This is a genomic window from Paenibacillus sp. JCM 9796 (genome assembly GCF_055379675.1).
This window is the reverse complement of the sequence record NZ_AP043723.1, coordinates 2,366,887-2,383,831: the sequence shown is the minus strand read 5'-3', so window position 1 is coordinate 2,383,831 and position 16,945 is coordinate 2,366,887. Positions and strand designations below refer to the sequence as shown.

The 16,945-nt window shown below is 51.4% G+C and carries 14 protein-coding genes; 13 read left to right on the top strand and 1 reads right to left on the bottom strand.

Features of this window, described 5'->3' with window-relative positions:
- The first annotated feature begins 106 nt into the window (after nucleotides 1–106).
- The 13 genes from ppc to ACZ439_RS11260 all read left to right on the top strand — a co-directional run bounded on the left by ppc (nucleotide 107) and on the right by ACZ439_RS11260 (nucleotide 15,303).
- The gene (gene ppc, locus ACZ439_RS11320; protein WP_127607608.1) at nucleotides 107–2,899 is read left to right on the top strand and encodes a phosphoenolpyruvate carboxylase; all 2,793 of its coding nucleotides are present in this window, start codon (nucleotides 107–109) and stop codon (nucleotides 2,897–2,899) included.
- A gap of 465 nt (nucleotides 2,900–3,364) precedes the next feature.
- The gene (sigW, locus tag ACZ439_RS11315; protein WP_155615828.1) at nucleotides 3,365–3,922 is read left to right on the top strand and encodes an RNA polymerase sigma factor SigW; all 558 of its coding nucleotides are present in this window, start codon (nucleotides 3,365–3,367) and stop codon (nucleotides 3,920–3,922) included.
- 80 nt (nucleotides 3,923–4,002) lie between these two features.
- Nucleotides 4,003–4,614 (top strand): zf-HC2 domain-containing protein, encoded by a 612-nt coding sequence (locus ACZ439_RS11310; RefSeq protein ID WP_054798261.1) that lies wholly within the window; start codon nucleotides 4,003–4,005, stop codon nucleotides 4,612–4,614.
- A 134-nt stretch (nucleotides 4,615–4,748) separates the two neighbouring features.
- Nucleotides 4,749–5,567 carry a diadenylate cyclase CdaA gene (gene cdaA / locus ACZ439_RS11305; protein ID WP_054798260.1) on the top strand — a complete coding sequence of 273 codons (819 nt, stop codon included), beginning with the start codon at nucleotides 4,749–4,751 and terminating at the stop codon, nucleotides 5,565–5,567.
- A complete protein-coding gene (locus ACZ439_RS11300; RefSeq protein ID WP_054800319.1) occupies nucleotides 5,567–6,835 on the top strand; it encodes a CdaR family protein in 1,269 nt (422 codons plus the stop codon). The genes cdaA and ACZ439_RS11300 overlap by 1 nt, the downstream gene beginning before the upstream one ends.
- A gap of 141 nt (nucleotides 6,836–6,976) precedes the next feature.
- Complete coding sequence (gene glmM / locus ACZ439_RS11295; RefSeq protein ID WP_464621025.1) at nucleotides 6,977–8,317, top strand: phosphoglucosamine mutase; 1,341 nt, start codon at nucleotides 6,977–6,979, stop codon at nucleotides 8,315–8,317.
- 660 nt (nucleotides 8,318–8,977) lie between these two features.
- Nucleotides 8,978–10,807 (top strand): glutamine--fructose-6-phosphate transaminase (isomerizing), encoded by a 1,830-nt coding sequence (glmS, locus tag ACZ439_RS11290; RefSeq protein WP_054800318.1) that lies wholly within the window; start codon nucleotides 8,978–8,980, stop codon nucleotides 10,805–10,807.
- 241 nt (nucleotides 10,808–11,048) lie between these two features.
- Nucleotides 11,049–11,651, top strand: coding sequence for a DUF6431 domain-containing protein (locus ACZ439_RS11285; protein WP_464620502.1), 603 nt, complete (start codon nucleotides 11,049–11,051; stop codon nucleotides 11,649–11,651).
- A gap of 174 nt (nucleotides 11,652–11,825) precedes the next feature.
- A complete protein-coding gene (locus ACZ439_RS11280) occupies nucleotides 11,826–13,211 on the top strand; it encodes a transposase (protein ID WP_464620503.1) in 1,386 nt (461 codons plus the stop codon).
- On the top strand, nucleotides 13,208–14,011 hold the full coding sequence (locus tag ACZ439_RS11275; RefSeq protein WP_054798675.1) for an ExeA family protein: 804 nt from the start codon (nucleotides 13,208–13,210) through the stop codon (nucleotides 14,009–14,011). Before ACZ439_RS11280 ends, ACZ439_RS11275 begins: the two co-directional genes overlap by 4 nt.
- Before the next feature lie 4 nt (nucleotides 14,012–14,015).
- Nucleotides 14,016–14,246, top strand: a complete 231-nt coding sequence (locus ACZ439_RS11270) for a DUF5348 domain-containing protein (RefSeq protein WP_054798676.1) — start codon at nucleotides 14,016–14,018, stop codon at nucleotides 14,244–14,246.
- 325 nt (nucleotides 14,247–14,571) lie between these two features.
- Nucleotides 14,572–14,907: a helix-turn-helix domain-containing protein gene (locus tag ACZ439_RS11265; protein WP_054800317.1), complete on the top strand. Its 336-nt coding sequence runs from the start codon at nucleotides 14,572–14,574 to the stop codon at nucleotides 14,905–14,907.
- A 96-nt stretch (nucleotides 14,908–15,003) separates the two neighbouring features.
- Complete coding sequence (locus tag ACZ439_RS11260; RefSeq protein WP_372814853.1) at nucleotides 15,004–15,303, top strand: hypothetical protein; 300 nt, start codon at nucleotides 15,004–15,006, stop codon at nucleotides 15,301–15,303.
- 1,122 nt (nucleotides 15,304–16,425) lie between these two features.
- On the opposite strand, the gene ACZ439_RS11255 is transcribed toward ACZ439_RS11260, so the two are convergent.
- Entirely contained in the window at nucleotides 16,426–16,617 is a 192-nt protein-coding gene (locus tag ACZ439_RS11255) for a hypothetical protein (RefSeq protein ID WP_372814734.1), read from the bottom strand.
- Between the last annotated feature and the right edge of the window lie 328 nt (nucleotides 16,618–16,945).

Sequence of the window (16,945 nt, the reverse complement as noted above, 5' to 3'; positions counted from 1 at the left end):
GGAATAAGATGTTTTTTTCGCTTTAGCGCATAAATGGACTACATGCTTGTCCAGGGTTGTGTTAAAATAGAGGTTATGACTTGCTTGTTTAGGATGGAGGAAAACCATGTCGGACTCAACTGCAATTATCAACAAAAACACGTCCAACAATTTGCTGCGCCGAGACGTAAGGTTTTTGGGGCATATTTTGGGCGAGGTGCTTGTGCATCAGGGCGGTAATACGCTGTTTACCATCGTAGAGAAAATCAGAGAGATGAGTAAAGCTCTGCGTGCCCAATACACGCCGGAAATGTACAAGGAATTAAAGGAAACGGTGAGCGGACTGGCTCCGGAAATTCGCCACCAGGTGATTCGGGCCTTCGCGATTTATTTCCAATTAATCAATATAGCGGAGCAAAATCACCGCATTCGCCGTAAGCGCGATTATGAGCGTACCGCCGGCGAGAATGTGCAGCCGGGGTCGATCGAGGACGTCGTGCGCGAGTTGAAAAGCTTGAACATCTCCGCCCCGGAAGTGCAAGAGATGATCTCCGGCATTTCGCTCGAGCTGGTGATGACTGCGCATCCGACGGAGGCGACGAGACGGGCCGTGCTCGACATTCACCAACGCATCGCCAAAGACGTGGAGGAGCTCGATAATCCGAATCTCACATTCCGTGAACGGGAGCAGCTTCGCGAGCAGTTGCTCGGTGAAGTCATCACCCTCTGGCAGACCGATGAATTGCGCGATCGCAAACCGACCGTCATTGACGAGGTGAACAACGGACTTTATTATTTTGACGAGACGTTGTTCGACGTGCTCCCGCAGGTGTATCAGGAGTTGGAGCGCTGCCTGTTGAAATATTATCCGGAGGAATCGTGGCACGTGCCGACCTTCCTCAAGTTCGGTTCCTGGATCGGCGGAGATCGGGACGGCAATCCTTCCGTGACGTCGGATATTACGTGGCAAACCCTAACCATGCACCGCAAGCTGGCGCTCGAGAAATATGAGGAAGAGCTGCGAAAGCTGATGGCCCATATGAGCTTCAGCAAAAATATCGTCGAAGTGACCGGCGAGCTTCTCGACTCGATCGAGCAGGACCGTAAAACGGTAGATTTGTCGAACGACGAAGGCTGGCGCAATGAGAAAGAGCCTTACCGCATCAAGGTGCGGTTCATGATCGAGAAAATTCGCAACAGCGGAAACCCCAATATAGCGGACAAGAAAAAATATACGAATCCGGATCAATTCATGGCCGATTTGCAAGTGATTGAGCGCAGCTTGCGCAATCACTATGCAGATTTCATCGCCGATGCATATGTACAGAAACTGATTCGCCAAGTGGAGCTGTTCGGCTTCCATCTGGCCACTCTTGACGTGCGCCAGCACAGCAAGGAGCACGAGTCGGCGATGACGGAAATTTTAGCCGGCATGAGCATCTGTCCGAACTATGCCGCGCTGTCGGAGCAGGAAAAGATCGAGCTGCTGACAGCGCTGTTGAACGAGCCGCGGCCGATTACATCGCCGTATATCAAATACAGCGAGTCGACGCAAGAGTGTCTGGACGTGTACCGCGTCATTCAGAAGGCGCAAGCCGAATTCGGCCGTGCTTGCATTTCCAGCTACTTGATCAGTATGACCCAAGGCTCGAGCGATTTGCTTGAAGTTCTGGTGTTCGCCAAAGAAGCGGGATTGTACCTGCACGAAGCGGACGGGTCCGTCACCTGCACGCTGCAGTCCGTACCGTTATTCGAGACGATCGACGACCTGCATGCCGCGCCGGACATTATGTCCACGCTGTATCAAATTCCGGCGTATCGTAAAAGCCTGGCAAGCAGGAACAACCTGCAGGAAATTATGCTCGGCTATTCCGACAGCAATAAGGACGGCGGCGTTATTACCGCTAACTGGGAGCTGCGCGTAGCGCTCCGCAGCATCACGGCCGCAGCGAAGAAATACGACGTGAAGCTGAAGTTCTTCCACGGCCGCGGGGGAGCGCTCGGTCGCGGCGGCATGCCGCTGAACCGCAGCATCCTGGCCCAGCCGGCGGACACGGTCGGCGGCGGGATCAAAATTACGGAGCAGGGCGAAGTGCTCTCGTCCCGTTATTCGATTAAAGGCATCGCCTACCGCAGCTTGGAGCAGGCAACCTCGGCGCTCATTACGAGCGCGCTGTGGGCCCGCAATCCGCAGCAAGACGCTTCGGAGGAGCGGTATGAATCCATTATGCGGGGGATCTCGGAGAAGGCGCAGCAGAAGTATCAGGATTTGATTTTCCGCGATGCGGATTTCATGTCGTTCTTCAAGGAATCGACGCCGCTGCCGGAGATCGGCGAGCTGAACATCGGTTCCCGTCCTTCGAAACGGAAGAACAGCGATCGTTTCGAAGACTTACGCGCGATCCCATGGGTGTTCGCATGGACGCAGTGCCGTTATTTGCTGCCAGCCTGGTATGCGGCCGGCACCGGATTATACAGCTACTATCAGGAAAAGCCGGAACACTTGGCTACCATGCAGGATATGTATAACAACTGGTCGTTCTTCCGCGGCTTAATCGACAACTTGCAGATGGCTTTAGCGAAAGCGGACCTGTTGATTGCCAAGGAATACGGCAGCATGATCAAGGACCAGCAGGTCGCGAAGCGTATATATGAGCTGATCGAGGAGGAGTACCGGCGAACCTCCGATTTGATCCTGCAAATTACCGGACAACAGGAAATTCTCGATAACGTGCCGGTTATCCAAGAGTCGATTCGCCTTCGTAATCCTTATGTAGACCCGCTCTCTTACATGCAGGTCGACTTGTTGTCGGAGCTTCGCGCAACGCGCGAGGACGGCGGCGAAGACGATCCGCTCCTGCTGCGCGAGGTGCTGCTGACTATTAACGGCATTGCGGCCGGCTTGCGGAATACGGGTTGATCGACGGAGGATCTCCCGTCATTTTGAAATAACATACGACAGGGCCGGGAGCTTGATTCCATCATGCCACCCGGCCTTTCTATGCTGTGTACCATATAGTATAGACCGCTTTGACGAAGCTTGATGTGTCACCGGCGACGTGCTGCTATTTCCATGTATTTGGATGACGGTGCGATAGGCGCGATCGTTATCCGTCGCCGGCTGAAACTTAGCTACCTGACCGCCGTATTGATGATTATGTCGGAAGTGTGGCTTTTCGTGAACAGGCCCGCGGCGGCGGCAGCTGCGGCCGTGTCGGTGTATTTTCTTTTGCATGAGACTGTACAGGGGGTATAGTGGTTTGGTATGCTGTGCATATTGACAGGAATAGTGAACGCGGAAAGAACGGCGTCGTCCTGAACAATCTGAACGGACCTGGAGCTCAGACGAGGCAACGTTCGGAGTGGAGGTAGATCGGTGAATCATATGGACACCCGGCTCGCCAAGCTCGCCCGAGGCGGGGATCGAGCGGCTTTCGCCGAATTGGTGGAGCTGTATAAAGATAAAATTTATCATCTCGCATACCGGATGCTGCACAACCGCCATGAAGCGGAGGAAATCGTGCAGGAGACGTTTTTGCGAGTGTATACAAATTTAGAGCGGTATGACGATCAGCAGAAGTTCTCCACCTGGATTTACCGGATCGGCACCAATCTGTGCATTGACAGGCTCCGCAAGAGGAAGATCACTTACTCGCTGGATGCAGAGATGAACGACGGAGAAGGCAACGACTGGTATTCCACGCTGGCGAGCAACGATCAAACGCCGGACCAGCATGTGGAGCTATCGGAGACGCAGGCGCAAATTCGCGATTCGATCGATACGCTGCCGGAGAAATATAAGGCGGTCGTCGTGCTGCGGTACTTGCAGGATTTGTCGCTACAGGAGATCAGCGAGGCACTGTCGATGCCGGTTACGACGATTAAGACAAGACTGCATCGGGGCCGGGAATACTTGCGAAAAAAATTGGAAACGCTGATTTAGTTTTTTTGAAACGACTTCGTTGCTGCTGCGTATGGTATTACACGACGGATTAGGGACACAGAAGAAAGGAGTGGCTCAAGATGGATTGCAAGGAAGCCCTCCCTTTGTTGCACGAATACTTGGACGGAGGCTTGAGCGCTGCTCAGTCCTCGCAGTTGAAGGAGCATTTGCTTGGATGTGCGGATTGCCGGGCGCGTCTGCAGGAGTACGAAAAGATGGAAGCGCTGGTCCACGCCTGGACCCCGCCCAGCGTACCTGACGATTTGACCGAGAAGATTATGCGGGCGCTGCCCCCGGTCAAACGACACAATGCGTTATACCGCTTTATTCGCAAGCATCCGGCGGCGTCGGTTGCCGCGGTCTTCGCCATGGTGATGCTTTCGTCCTTCCTATCGACGTGGAATGACGATCAAGTGCTGGCGGTGAAAGGCCCGGATCTGCAATCGGTTGTCATCAAAGGGGACACGGTTTACGTGCCGGCAGGCAGTATAGTGGCCGGCGATTTGACGGTGGAGAACGGGAAATTGCAAGTGGACGGCGATGTGAAAGGCAATGTGGTTGTGATCGACGGTTCGGTGAATTATGCTTCCACCGCACACATCTCCGGTCAAATCAAACAAATCGACGAAGTATTCAGTTGGGCTTGGTACAAAATGAACGCCTGGCTTGCGCAAGTCTCGGACGTTAAATAGATGATGCGACCCCATTCCTGTAATCCTCCCGGTTCTCTTGTAGAGAGGGGAGGGTTTTTTGTTGCAAATATGGTATTATAAAGAAGCACGCTTAGAGAGACAAACATCTGCGGTACGGTTTGGGGGCTAACGCGATGGATTGGATTACGGACATCCGTATTTTAGATATCGTTGATATATTAATTGTGAGTTATGTGATCTACAAACTGATTCTGGTCGTACGGGGAACAAGGGCCATTCAGTTGTTGAAAGGGATTCTGGTCGTTGTCGTAACGTGGGCGTTCAGCTCATGGTTCAAATTGAACACGCTGCAGTGGGTGATGAACCAGATGTTCACGTTCGGTCTCGTCGGCGTGATCATCATCTTCCAGCCCGAGCTTCGGCGCGCGCTCGAGCAGCTCGGGCGCGGCAAGCTGTTCAGCCGGTCGACGCCGGAAGAAGACCAGGACGTCAACCGGAAGATTAACGAGGTGCTGAAAGCGATCGATTACATGGCGAAGCGGAAAATCGGAGCGCTTATCGTGTTCGAGCGGGAGACGGGGCTTAACGATTACATCGAGTCGGGGATTGCGATCGAATCGCACATCAGCTCGGAGCTGCTGATTAACATTTTCATCCCGAACACGCCGCTGCACGACGGTGCGGTTATTATACGCAGGCATCAGTTGATGGCGGCCGGCTGTTATTTGCCGTTGTCGGAGAATCCGTTCATCAGCAAGGAGCTTGGGACCCGTCACCGGGCGGCAATCGGGATGGGTGAGGTATCGGATGCGATGTGCATTATCGTCTCGGAGGAAACGGGACAAGTATCGGTGACGATGAACGGGCACATTTTGCGGGATATTAAGGAAGATGCCTTGTTATCGAAAATGTTCGAGGAATTGAAGCCTAAGGCAAAGACGAAGGAAAAGAGCGCGATAAGCTCCATGTGGAAATGGAGGCGGCGAAACTAATGGATCAGTGGCTTCGCAATACGAATGTCATCAAAATTGTGGCGCTGGCAATCGGCATTCTGCTCTGGGCGGTCGTCCGGATGGACGGGGGCTCGGTTACGGGATCGACCGGTCTCGAGATCGTCGAACAGCAAATCGGGAACGTCTCGGTGACCCCGAAATACGACAACAGTACGTTCTTTGTCGAATCGATCGATCCGCCCCAAGTGACGGTCACGTTATCCGGGCGTGAGTCTGTATTGAAGAAAGTGATGAATACCGGCAATTTCTCCGTCGAGCTTGATCTGACGAAGGTGGGGAAAGGGGAGCATGTGCTGCCCTTGACACCGGTCGGCTTTCCGTCGAATGTGACGGTGAAAGTAACCCCGGCTACGGTGAGAGTCGTGATCGATGAGAAGGGGAACAAATCGATGCCGGTTACGATTAACGTCACGGGGATCCCGGGCGTCGGCCTGAAAGCGGGGCAGCCGGTTGTGAAGCCGAAGCAGGTGACGGTATCCGTGCCGAGCCGCATCTATGACAAAGTGGACTCGGTTCGCGCTGATGTGAACGTGGAGAAGGCGACATCGGCCGTAACGAAACATGCCACGCTGCAGGCATTCGATAAAGACGGCAATGTCATCGAAACGGCGACGATCAGTCCCGCAGTCGTGGACGTCGAAGTGCCGATTACGAGTCCGTTCACGCTGGTGCCGCTGCAGATCAAGCTGGTCGGCGAGCCCCCGCGCGGGTTTGGTGTAGCCTCTGTACGGCAAAGCACCGACAAGGTAACGGTTTACGGGGCGCAGAATGTGCTGGATCGGATGGAGTTTTACGAAGGACCGCAGGTGGACTTGACGAACTTGAAAGCGGACGAGGAATTCACGCTGACGATTCCGCTGCGCAATGACGTGAAGCAGCTGGATCCGGATAAAGTAACAGTCAATGTGAGCATTGTGCCGTCGGTGACGAAAACGTTGGAGGCCATACCGTTATCGTTCGTCGGGCAGAATGACGGCTTCAATACGAAGGTCGTGCTGCCGGAGTCAGGTCAGCTCAACTTGACGGTGGAAGGCGCGCCCTCGATCATCGAGAAGCTGAAGCCGCAGGATGTGCAGGCCATTCTCGATGTGAGCAACTTGCCGCCGGGCAAGCATGAAGTATCGGTCACTTGGAACTTGCCGACCTTCGTGAAGAAGGGGCCGACGCAGGACTTCAAGGCAACGGTCGAAATCAGTGCGAAAGCAGAAGCGGTCAATCCGGCTGCGGCGACACCTGCCGCGCCGTAGTCGCCGACCCAGTAACAACGGGCTTCGACAGGAGCTTGGATGATTCTGGCTCGGCGTCGAAATTTGACCCTCCGTAACGAATCAGAGATAATGAGAATAGTGTATTGACAGTAGGTATTGGCTTGGGGGAGAGGACAACAAATGGGGAAATATTTTGGAACGGACGGCGTGCGCGGCGTAGCGAATCAGGAACTGACGCCGGAGCTTGCCTACAAGATTGGCCGCTGCGGCGGGTATGTACTGGCCGGTCAAGTGGAGAAGCCGAATGTGGTCATTGGCTTGGATACGCGTATTTCGGGTCCTATGCTGGAGGCCTCGCTCGTAGCGGGATTGCTGTCCATCGGGGCGAATGTGATCCGCTTAGGCGTTATTTCGACTCCGGGCGTAGCTTATTTGACGCGGGCTTTGAAGGCTGATGCAGGTGTGATGATCTCCGCCAGCCATAACCCGGTTGAAGACAACGGGATTAAGTTTTTCGGCGCGGACGGCTTCAAGCTGTCTGACGAGACGGAGCTGGAAATCGAGCGTCTGATGGATGCCGAGCTCGACGAGCTTCCTCGTCCAACCGGAGGCGATATCGGTACGGTGACCGACAATCCGGAAGCGAAGTTTGCTTATTTGGAGTATATCCAATCCACGGTTCGTTCATCCTTCCAAGGCATTCGTGTGGCGCTCGATTGCGCACACGGCGCGGCTTACGAGCTGGCGCCGAAAGTGTTCGAGGCACTGGGCGCGGAAGTCATCATGGTAGGGGCGCAGCCGAACGGACGCAACATCAACGATAACTGCGGATCGACGCATCCGGAAGCGCTGCAGCGCATCGTCGTGGAGCAGAAGGCGCATATCGGGCTTGCCTTTGACGGCGATGCCGATCGCTTAATCGCTATTGACGAGAAGGGCGATGAGGTTGACGGCGACTTCATCCTTAGCATTTGCGGGCATGCGTTGAACCAAGCCGGTAAGCTGAAGGAGCAAACCATCGTCACCACGGTGATGAGCAACATCGGCTTTTTTAAAGGAATTGAAGCGGTTGGCATGAAAGCGGCGAAGACGGCCGTCGGCGACCGCTACGTCATGGAGGAAATGCGTAAAGGCGGGTACAATCTTGGCGGCGAGCAGTCGGGTCACGTCATTTTCCTCGACTATAACACGACCGGAGACGGCATTCTAACGGCGCTTCAGCTGGTGGACACGCTCGTGCAAGCAGGCAAACCGCTCAGCGAGCTGAAACAGATTATGCGTAAATATCCGCAGAAGCTCGTGAACGTGCGTGTCGGCGACAAGAGCAAGCTCAAGGACAATGCCGCTGTAGCAGCGGAGATCGCCAAAGTGGAAGAGCAGCTTGGCGACAACGGCCGCGTGCTCGTCAGGCCTTCCGGTACGGAATCGTTAATTCGCGTCATGGCCGAAGGGCCGGACAAAGAGCTGGTCGAGGCGTACGTACAGCAAATTGCCGACGTGATCGAGCGCGAACTGGTATAACGCAGGGCAAACAAGCGAACATGAGGTCCCCGGGGCTGATTCATGCAGGCATCCGGGGATTTTTGCATAAGCGACGGTGTTTTGAAAACATAATGAAAATTACTTGTTGCACTTTACGGTCAAAATGAATAAGATGTGATTATGTCTTATTCTAAACAGAAAGGTGGGCAGAGGCAGGAACCCTATAAAGCGCCAGAACTGGAGCGGAATGAAGCAGCTTTCAGCTTGCCTGTGAATCGGTCTTAAGTCATCCGTCAGGAGGACTTCTCTTATTTCCCAGACAACGCGGAGCGGGTGGAAGACAGCTGAATTCGGCCAGTTGACGAGGTGAAGGTGTTCGAAACATTCGGCGGGGACCTTCCGGTGTGCGATCCGAACCGTAAGTCGAACTACAAATCGTCCGGGTGACCGGACAGACAAATGTTCGGCGGGATCAACGACAAATCGAAAACGAAAGAAAAGCTTCTTTCCATGGGACGCCATCTTCGAGAGAGCCGAGCCGGAAAGCTTTTTGGATCGTGCTGAAAACTGAATATTGTGCGCTGTAAGGGCGCGGATGAAGCTTTATTTCTGCACGAAGTTGAAGCTTCCGTGGGAAACATATGTGCATCTTTCGAAGAAAGGCGATAGAGCTTTTCTAAATTAGGAGGATCACGACATATGTGCGGTATTGTTGGTTATGTAGGTAAACGGAATTCCCAGAATATATTGATTGACGGCTTGAAAAAACTGGAATATCGCGGTTACGACTCCGCTGGTGTGGCGGTTTATACGAAGGACGGACTGCAAATCAAGAAATCCAAGGGGCGCTTGGCCAATTTGGAATCGAAGCTCGATGAAGCGCCGCTCGAAGGCAACATCGGCATCGGGCATACCCGCTGGGCGACGCACGGCAAACCGTCGGATGTGAACTCGCATCCGCATACGGACAATTCGTCCAAGTTCTCGGTCGTACACAACGGCATTATTGAAAATTATATGCAATTGAAAGAAGAACTGACGGCAAAAGGCCATGTGTTCGTATCGGAAACGGACACAGAGGTTATTTCCCACCTGATCGCGAGCTTGTACGAAGGCGATATCGTTAAAGCGGTGCAAAAGGCCGTAACGCGCATGAGAGGCGCTTTTGCACTGGGCGTGCTGACCGAGTACGAGCCGGATAAATTGGTCGCTGTTCGTTTGTCCAGCCCGTTGATTATCGGTGTGGGCGAAGGCGAGAACTTCATCGGTTCCGACATCCCGGCCATTCTCGAATACACGCGCAACGTGTATATTTTAAACGACGGGGAAATGGCTCTTCTGACAAAAGACGACGTTACGTTGATGACGTTGGAAGGCAATTTTATTTCCCGGGAATTATTTCATGTCGATTGGGATATTGTTACGGCGGAAAAGGCCGGTTTTGATCACTTTATGTTGAAAGAAATTTACGAGCAGCCTAAGGCGTACCGCGATACGATGGGAGCCCGGATCGATGCGGCCGCATCGAAGGTTGTACTCCCGGAGATTGGGATGACCCCGGAACAAATTCGCTCGATTCGTCAAGTGCACATTGTAGCTTGCGGCACGGCGTATCATGCAGGCTTGGTTGGGAAGTCCGTCATTGAACACTTGGCGCGCATTCCGGTAGAAACCGATGTTGCTTCGGAGTATCGCTACCGCTCCCCGATCATTACGCCGGAAACGCTTGTGATCGTTGTAAGTCAGTCCGGTGAGACGGCCGATACACTGGCAGCCCTTCGTGAAGCGAAGCGCTGCGGTGCTCGGGTTGTCGCCATCACGAACGTAGTGGGCAGCTCCGTCGCGCGCGAGGCGGACGATGTGATTGTTACGTGGGCCGGTCCGGAGATTGCCGTAGCTTCTACCAAGGCTTATACGTCCCAATTGATCGGGTTCTATCTGTTCGGCCTATACTTGGCTCAAACGCTAGGAACAGCAGAAGCGACTTATATCGAGGAAGTGCTCCGCGGACTGCAGGAGCTTCCGGAGAAGGTTGAGCGCATCCTGGAGCAATCCGAGGCGATCAAGGAAGTAGCCGAGCAAATTTCGACGCATCACAGCTTGTTCTTCATCGGCCGCGGGCTCGATTATGCGGTAGCGCTGGAAGGCTCGTTGAAGCTGAAAGAGATTTCGTACATTCACTCGGAGGCTTATGCCGCCGGCGAATTGAAGCACGGTACGCTCGCGCTGATCGAGGAAGGCATCCCGGTTATCGCCTTAGCGACGCAAGACGCGCTGTTTGAGAAAACGGTGAGCAACATCAAGGAAGTGAAAGCGCGCGGCGCTCAAGTGTTTGGCATCCACATGGAAGGCGATACCGAGCTGGCGAAAGCCGTTGACGAAGTATTCGCGATTCCGCAGACGCACCCGCTGCTTGCACCGGCGCTGACTGTTGTGCCGCTGCAGCTGCTTAGCTACTATGCGTCCTTGGCGCTGGGCCATGATGTGGATAAACCGCGTAACTTGGCGAAGAGTGTAACGGTAGAGTAAAGAGAAGAGGGGGCACAGCCCCCTTGTCCCTATGTAAAAAAGTTGTTCGCCGCCGGATTATTTGTCGGCAAAAGCGCAACAATTTGCCATTCGGGATGGCGGCGGCTACCCCATTGTTTTACCGCCAATAGCCTAATTCCTTCTGTACAATGACGGAGGATTAGGCTATTTTAGTTAAAAAAAAGAAAAAGTGCTCCCGAACCTTTGGCGAGGATCCCCGGGAACACTTCTCTCAAAACTCATGTATAAAATACTCCATTTTGGACGTTCTTGCAAGGCCTATTTACGTTTGTACGAGGATCGAGCCCCTGAGATCGAGCTTTGTTGTGAAGCATGCGGGCGATCCCTTCATAAGCACGGACGTTACTACCGGTCGGTGACGACGAAGCATAACCTTTACCGGATTCCCATTTACCGGCTTTACTGCCCTGACTGCGGGAAAACCATATCTCTTCTTCCAGATTTCTTGGTACCGTGGGCCCGTTTTGCGACATGGGTGCGGGAGGCGGCGATCACCCGGAAATTCCAAGGGCTTTCGTATCGACAGGCGAGGAAAACCACAACCACGCCTGCTCTTCGTTATTCCCATAGTACGATGAAGCGATGGTGGAAGCGGCACATCCGGATAGCTTCTTCTGTCGCCTTATGGGTCGCAGGGCAGCTTATCTCTGCGGGGGTCGAAGGAGATCTTCTCCGTATGTATCCTCCAGGCGCAGCTAAAAAACCCGCAGATACCCTCATTTGGCTAAGGCAACTCCTGTCCTGTTACTTCCCTGTCTATTCTTGGAGACAAGGGGTCTTTGCGCTGCTCAATTCAAGGCTGCCCGGTGCTGAATTTCTCTAACCCCCCTTTTCGTCTCCGCCAAAATCCAGAAAAACATCAAACGCCGCATGGACGCCTGTCGAAAAAGGGAACATTCTGGCGGTTTGGCCCGAATCCCACAAAATATGCCTCCTGCACAAGACCATCGTGCCCATGGGATACTGTCTGAGACCTGGATAGAGAGGAGACAATGTTATGAATGAACAAGAACGACAGGCGATCGCCAACTTTCGTTATGGCTTGATCGCACCGCTCGTCAGCCGGAAACTGGAGACGGGCGAACAAATGGCTTTAATGCGGGACATTGTAAGCCACGTGTACAACACGCCAGACGGACGGGAGAAGCGGATCAGTTTACGAACGCTGGAACGATATGTCCACGATTACCGGGAAGGTGGCTGGGAGGCTCTGCTTCCCTCGGTACGGGCAGATAAGTTGCAAGCAAGAGAGACTTCGGACGATGTGCTTGAGAAGGCGAAAGCCCTCAAGCAAGAGCATCCCGGCCGCAGCGTCAGACAGATCATCGCGATTTTGGAGCTCGCCCGGTTCGTAGAGCCGGGAGTTCTGAAAGAAAGTACGCTTAGCAAACAGCTCAGACGCCACGGCATGACGCGAAAGCAGCTTATGAGCAGTGGCTGGAGCGAGTTTCGCCGATTTGAAGCAACACACCGCAACGCCATGTGGCAAGGTGATGTACAGCATACGCTCCATTTGCCGCATCCGGATAAACCGGGCAAAAAAGCAATGGCTTATCTGGTCATCTTCATCGACGATTATTCCCGGTTTGTCGTACACGGGCAATTCTACTTCGAGGAGCGTGTGGCCCGGCTCGAGGACTGCTTAAAGAAGGCCATTCTGAAGCACGGCGTTCCCGAATCGATTTATGTAGACAATGGTGCAATTTATTCCTCGCATCACTTTGAGCGGATCTGCGGGCGTCTAAGGACGGAGCTCAAGCACACAAAGCCCGGCCGCCCCCAAGGACGCGGAAAACAAGAAAAGTTCTTCCGGTTCGTTGACCAAAGCTTTGTCCCGGAAGCTTACGCTTTGATCGAGCAAGACAAGATTCGAACGCTGTCCGACTTGAATCGGTTTTTCTCTGCATGGCTCGAGATCGCTTACCACCAGAAAATTCACAACAGCTTCAAACAGCGCCCGATCGACCGCTACCAGAAAGATGATCACCCGATTCGTACAATCCCGCCGCATGAGCTCGTGGAGGTCTTTCTACTCGAGGAAACCCGCAAAGCGGATAAAACCGGCTGTATTTCGTTACTAGGGCAAACGTTCGAGGTGGAAACGAAGCTGGCCGGCAGCCAGGTGCAGGTCCGATTTGATCCGCACGATCTGAGCTTGATCCAAGTATGGAAAGATGAAGTTCGTTATGAGGATGCCAAACCGCTGAAGCTCCGGGATCCGAAGCAAAAACCAAAGAAGTCTGAGATGGAAACAGCCAACCCGGTGCCTCCCAAGACGGGACTGAACTATGTCGAGCTCCTGGTTGAAGAACAAAAGAGACAGCATCGCGAAACACAAGGGGCGGCTCTTTCGCTCGCTATGAAGGAGGTAAAACAGCCATGATTCGAAGCTTCTTTGGATGGGAGCGAAACCCGTTTACAAGGGAGATTGAGATCCGGCACCTTCATCGCTCCCAGCGCTTTGAGGAGTGCGTTGCGCGGATGCAGTACATGGTCATGACAAGGTCGATTGGCTGTGTCACAGGCGAGATCGGCTGCGGAAAATCTACAGCCGTCCGTTGTCTAAAAGACCAGCTCGATGCAAACAAATACCGGTTCCTCTACTTGTCTGACGCGAATCTGAAGCCCCGGGACTTCTACCGGGAACTGCTTCACCACTTTGGGCTGACACCGAAATTTTTACGCAGCGAAGCAAAGCGGCAGTTTCAGCACCTGGTATGGGATCTCTATGAAAACCAGCAGAAAGTGACCGTTATTGTAATTGATGAAGCACACCTTCTGTCCGGCGATATGCTGCAGGAGGTCAGATTCCTAACGAACTTTAATATGGATTCGGTGTCGCCGCTTGCGCTGCTTTTGATCGGGCAGCCGGAACTGCAGGCGACACTACAGCTTCGCATATTTCGGCCGATTACCCAGCGGATGAACATCCGCTTTCACCTGGAAGGACTATCTTTACAAGAAACGAGGGATTACATTGGGCACCAGCTTGAAGTAGCTGGCAGCACGCATCCGGTGTTTACGACCGAAGCGATGGACGCGATCTATGCGCATACGAGGGGAATTAGCCGTGAGGTGAACAACGTATGTACAGCCGCCCTTCTCGAAGCTGTTCTGCGGAAGGATAAATTGATTGATGCCGTTCACATAAGCCGCGTCTTGACGGAATTTAAGGAGCAGTGAAGCGATGATGGAAGCATACGAAATGCGGTTCCATAAAGGAACCCGTCGATGGAGGGTGTACAGTGGCACAGAGTTGCTTTACCCTCTACACTGCGGAGATGCGATGATGTTTCAGGTAGGAAAGTTCTTCATCCCGTCTAATCTGGAAGTTGATAGTGAATGGTACGTGAAATTTGGCGATACGAAGTTCTGGTTACACCGGAAGGCTACATACCGCGTACAGCCGATCTTTTGAAACCTGTTCCTCAGAGCAGGTTTTTTTAATGCCGCTAGGCAATAGACAAATACCGATCGCTAAGAAAGTGACGGTGGCATTAACAAAAAGCCACCGTCATTGGCGGTTCCGAATTCACCGTCAAAGAAAGTGGCTGATGACAAAAAGTCGGAAAGTAGTAAAGAATGTTGGAAAGTAGTAAAGAATGTTGGAAAGTAGTAAAGAATGTTGGAAAGTAGTTAAGAAAGTCGGAAAGTGAACTTTTTTATCTACATCGAAGAGGGTAGCTGATGGAATATTCCAAGGCTACCCTCTTTAATTTTTGTAGAGAGAGCTGGTGAGATGTATGAATGAAATTGGATATAGAATAAAGTGTATCCGAAAAGAAAACAAACAGAACCAATCTCAATTCGCGAAAAGTATAGGGATTTCCCAAGGTAACCTGAGTGAAAATGAAAAAGGAAATAGTAACCCGTCTGCGGAAACACTAATTTCAATTAGAACCCAATATAATGTGAACCTAAACTGGTTGTTAACCGGAGTTGATTCGAATGATGGGGATACATATGACGACTATTATGAAGAAAAATTAATTGAGGTTTTTAGGAATCTTAATGATTATGATAAAAGGGAAATTATTGAGATTGCACTGTTGAAAGCGAGATTAAGAACTACTGACTAGGCTCAGTAGCGATGGCGAAGGAGTCCTGATAATACTGGTGTCCACTTTAGAAAATGGTGTTCCAAGAAATTAAAGTACTAAGACTGAAAAAATAAAGTGGCGCAGCTAAACCAACGCGCAGAATTTGGCATTGATGGTGTTGTATCAAACCACTGGATTAGAGTATACTATAATAGTCTTATGATTGGAAAATTATTGTTTGGTATCCGAATAAATCCAAATGGACAGCCTTTATGTGTTACTATCGGAACAGTTAATTTTAAAGAAGCTCAGATCATTGATCCTGTTGGTATCTTAGCTCAATCAGGAGGGCAAACGGCTGAATCAAAGTCAGCAATGTCCGAATATATTCGTAATCGTAAAAATGGTTATAATAAATTTACCTATAATCCATAACAGCATTATCAAGGCACTCGCTTATGTGGGTGCTTCTTTATTTTTCCTGCCCCCCGCCCGTTCGTCTAAGTCATTCTAGAATATTTTCTTCATGGTGGTAAAAGAAAATAAACCATTAGACTAAAAAAAACTGATAATCTTACTTTTCCTAAATGTTCGAAGAAAATAAAGTTCTAGACTGAGAAAATAAAGTATTTTCTTAGTGCTTAGGTTAAGATGAGACCCCTGTTTAAGCAATACATGCTACTCGCGTATGTCCAATAATAGGTAATTGGAAATGGAATGTAATGAGGAGGACGTAGCCCAAGCGAAGGCGCGGGAAGCGTTCTTTTTATTAAACTAACTGGCAGAATAATGATTGTAAGGATGGAATTATTACAAATATATTGCATTTGTATGGTATAAATCTTAGGATGGTGAATACTCAGTGATGAATCAAGAGTTGATAAATGCGTTTAAAAATAAAGATATTGTGGCTGTTAAATCATTAATCTCTTCAGGGATCGATTTGAATTATTGAGCCCCAGGAACTGGAACATATTTAGATTACTGTTGGTGTGGATTTCGCGAATATGACTTTGAAATAGTAAAGTTGTTGATTAATAATGGAGCGGAACTTAATGATTCACATTGCCCCGCAATTGTTGGTGCAGCTAGAAGGGGGAATATTTAAGAAGTACAATTTGTACTAGACCGAGGAGCAAACATTAATGCAACATCTCATGTCGGAACAACAGCTTTATGGCAGGCTTCTTATCATCGCCAGTAACGCATAAAATGTTTCCGCTCCTGGTCCTCGCATATTTCAAGTACACATCTCTCTTGAGATAAGATGTACAGTACCTCGCGGAACTGTCCGGAAACATTCCCCTATCTTCAATTCGTTTTAGAAACCCCTTTTCCCCCAAGCAATAATAAGAGGCAAATCAAAGTAACGACTAAGATATTCCAGATACGACTCGGTTTCAGGCCAACCGAAGAAGACTTCATTTTCGGGGGGACCATCCACGCGAGAATGAAAAAGAGTTATTTTTTCCTTTGGTACATTATAGCCATAAAGCATATAGAGCAGCGCTGCCGTCGAGTCGTCACCCCCGGAAGCGGCATCGCAGTTACCGAATATTAGAACCCCGCGTTCCCCGCCTCAGCGGAAACTGCACCGAACGGCAGGTCAACAGGCAGCAGATCAAGATCCAGGCAGTCCACGGTTCCGAAGCGGAAGTCGGCGTCATCCGGCGGCTGAATGGAACGGATAACCAAACCCGCTTTCAATATAGCTTCCGCCTTTTGCAGCCGTTTGATGTCCCCAATCACAAAAGGTCTGCACTTCTCATAAACAACCTGATCTGACAAAGCTTTTACAATCACTTCGGCCGGTCGGTGACTGCTCCAATCTGCCTATATCCCAGATAACCTTCACATTCCGGCCAAGCCGCGAAAACTGCGTACCGGAGTCGGAAGCCCCGGTTAAGTCATCGGCAATGATGCCTAATTCGCTCATCCGTTTCTTGGCTCCTCTATTCATTTTTTCGGAAAAAACAACATGGCCTCGTTGCTTTCGAATTGCTCCGCAGAAGTTCCGAGGGGTAAAAACATCTCCGGTCCAAAAGCGGCCGGAGATGTTTTTATAGCCCTTGCCATG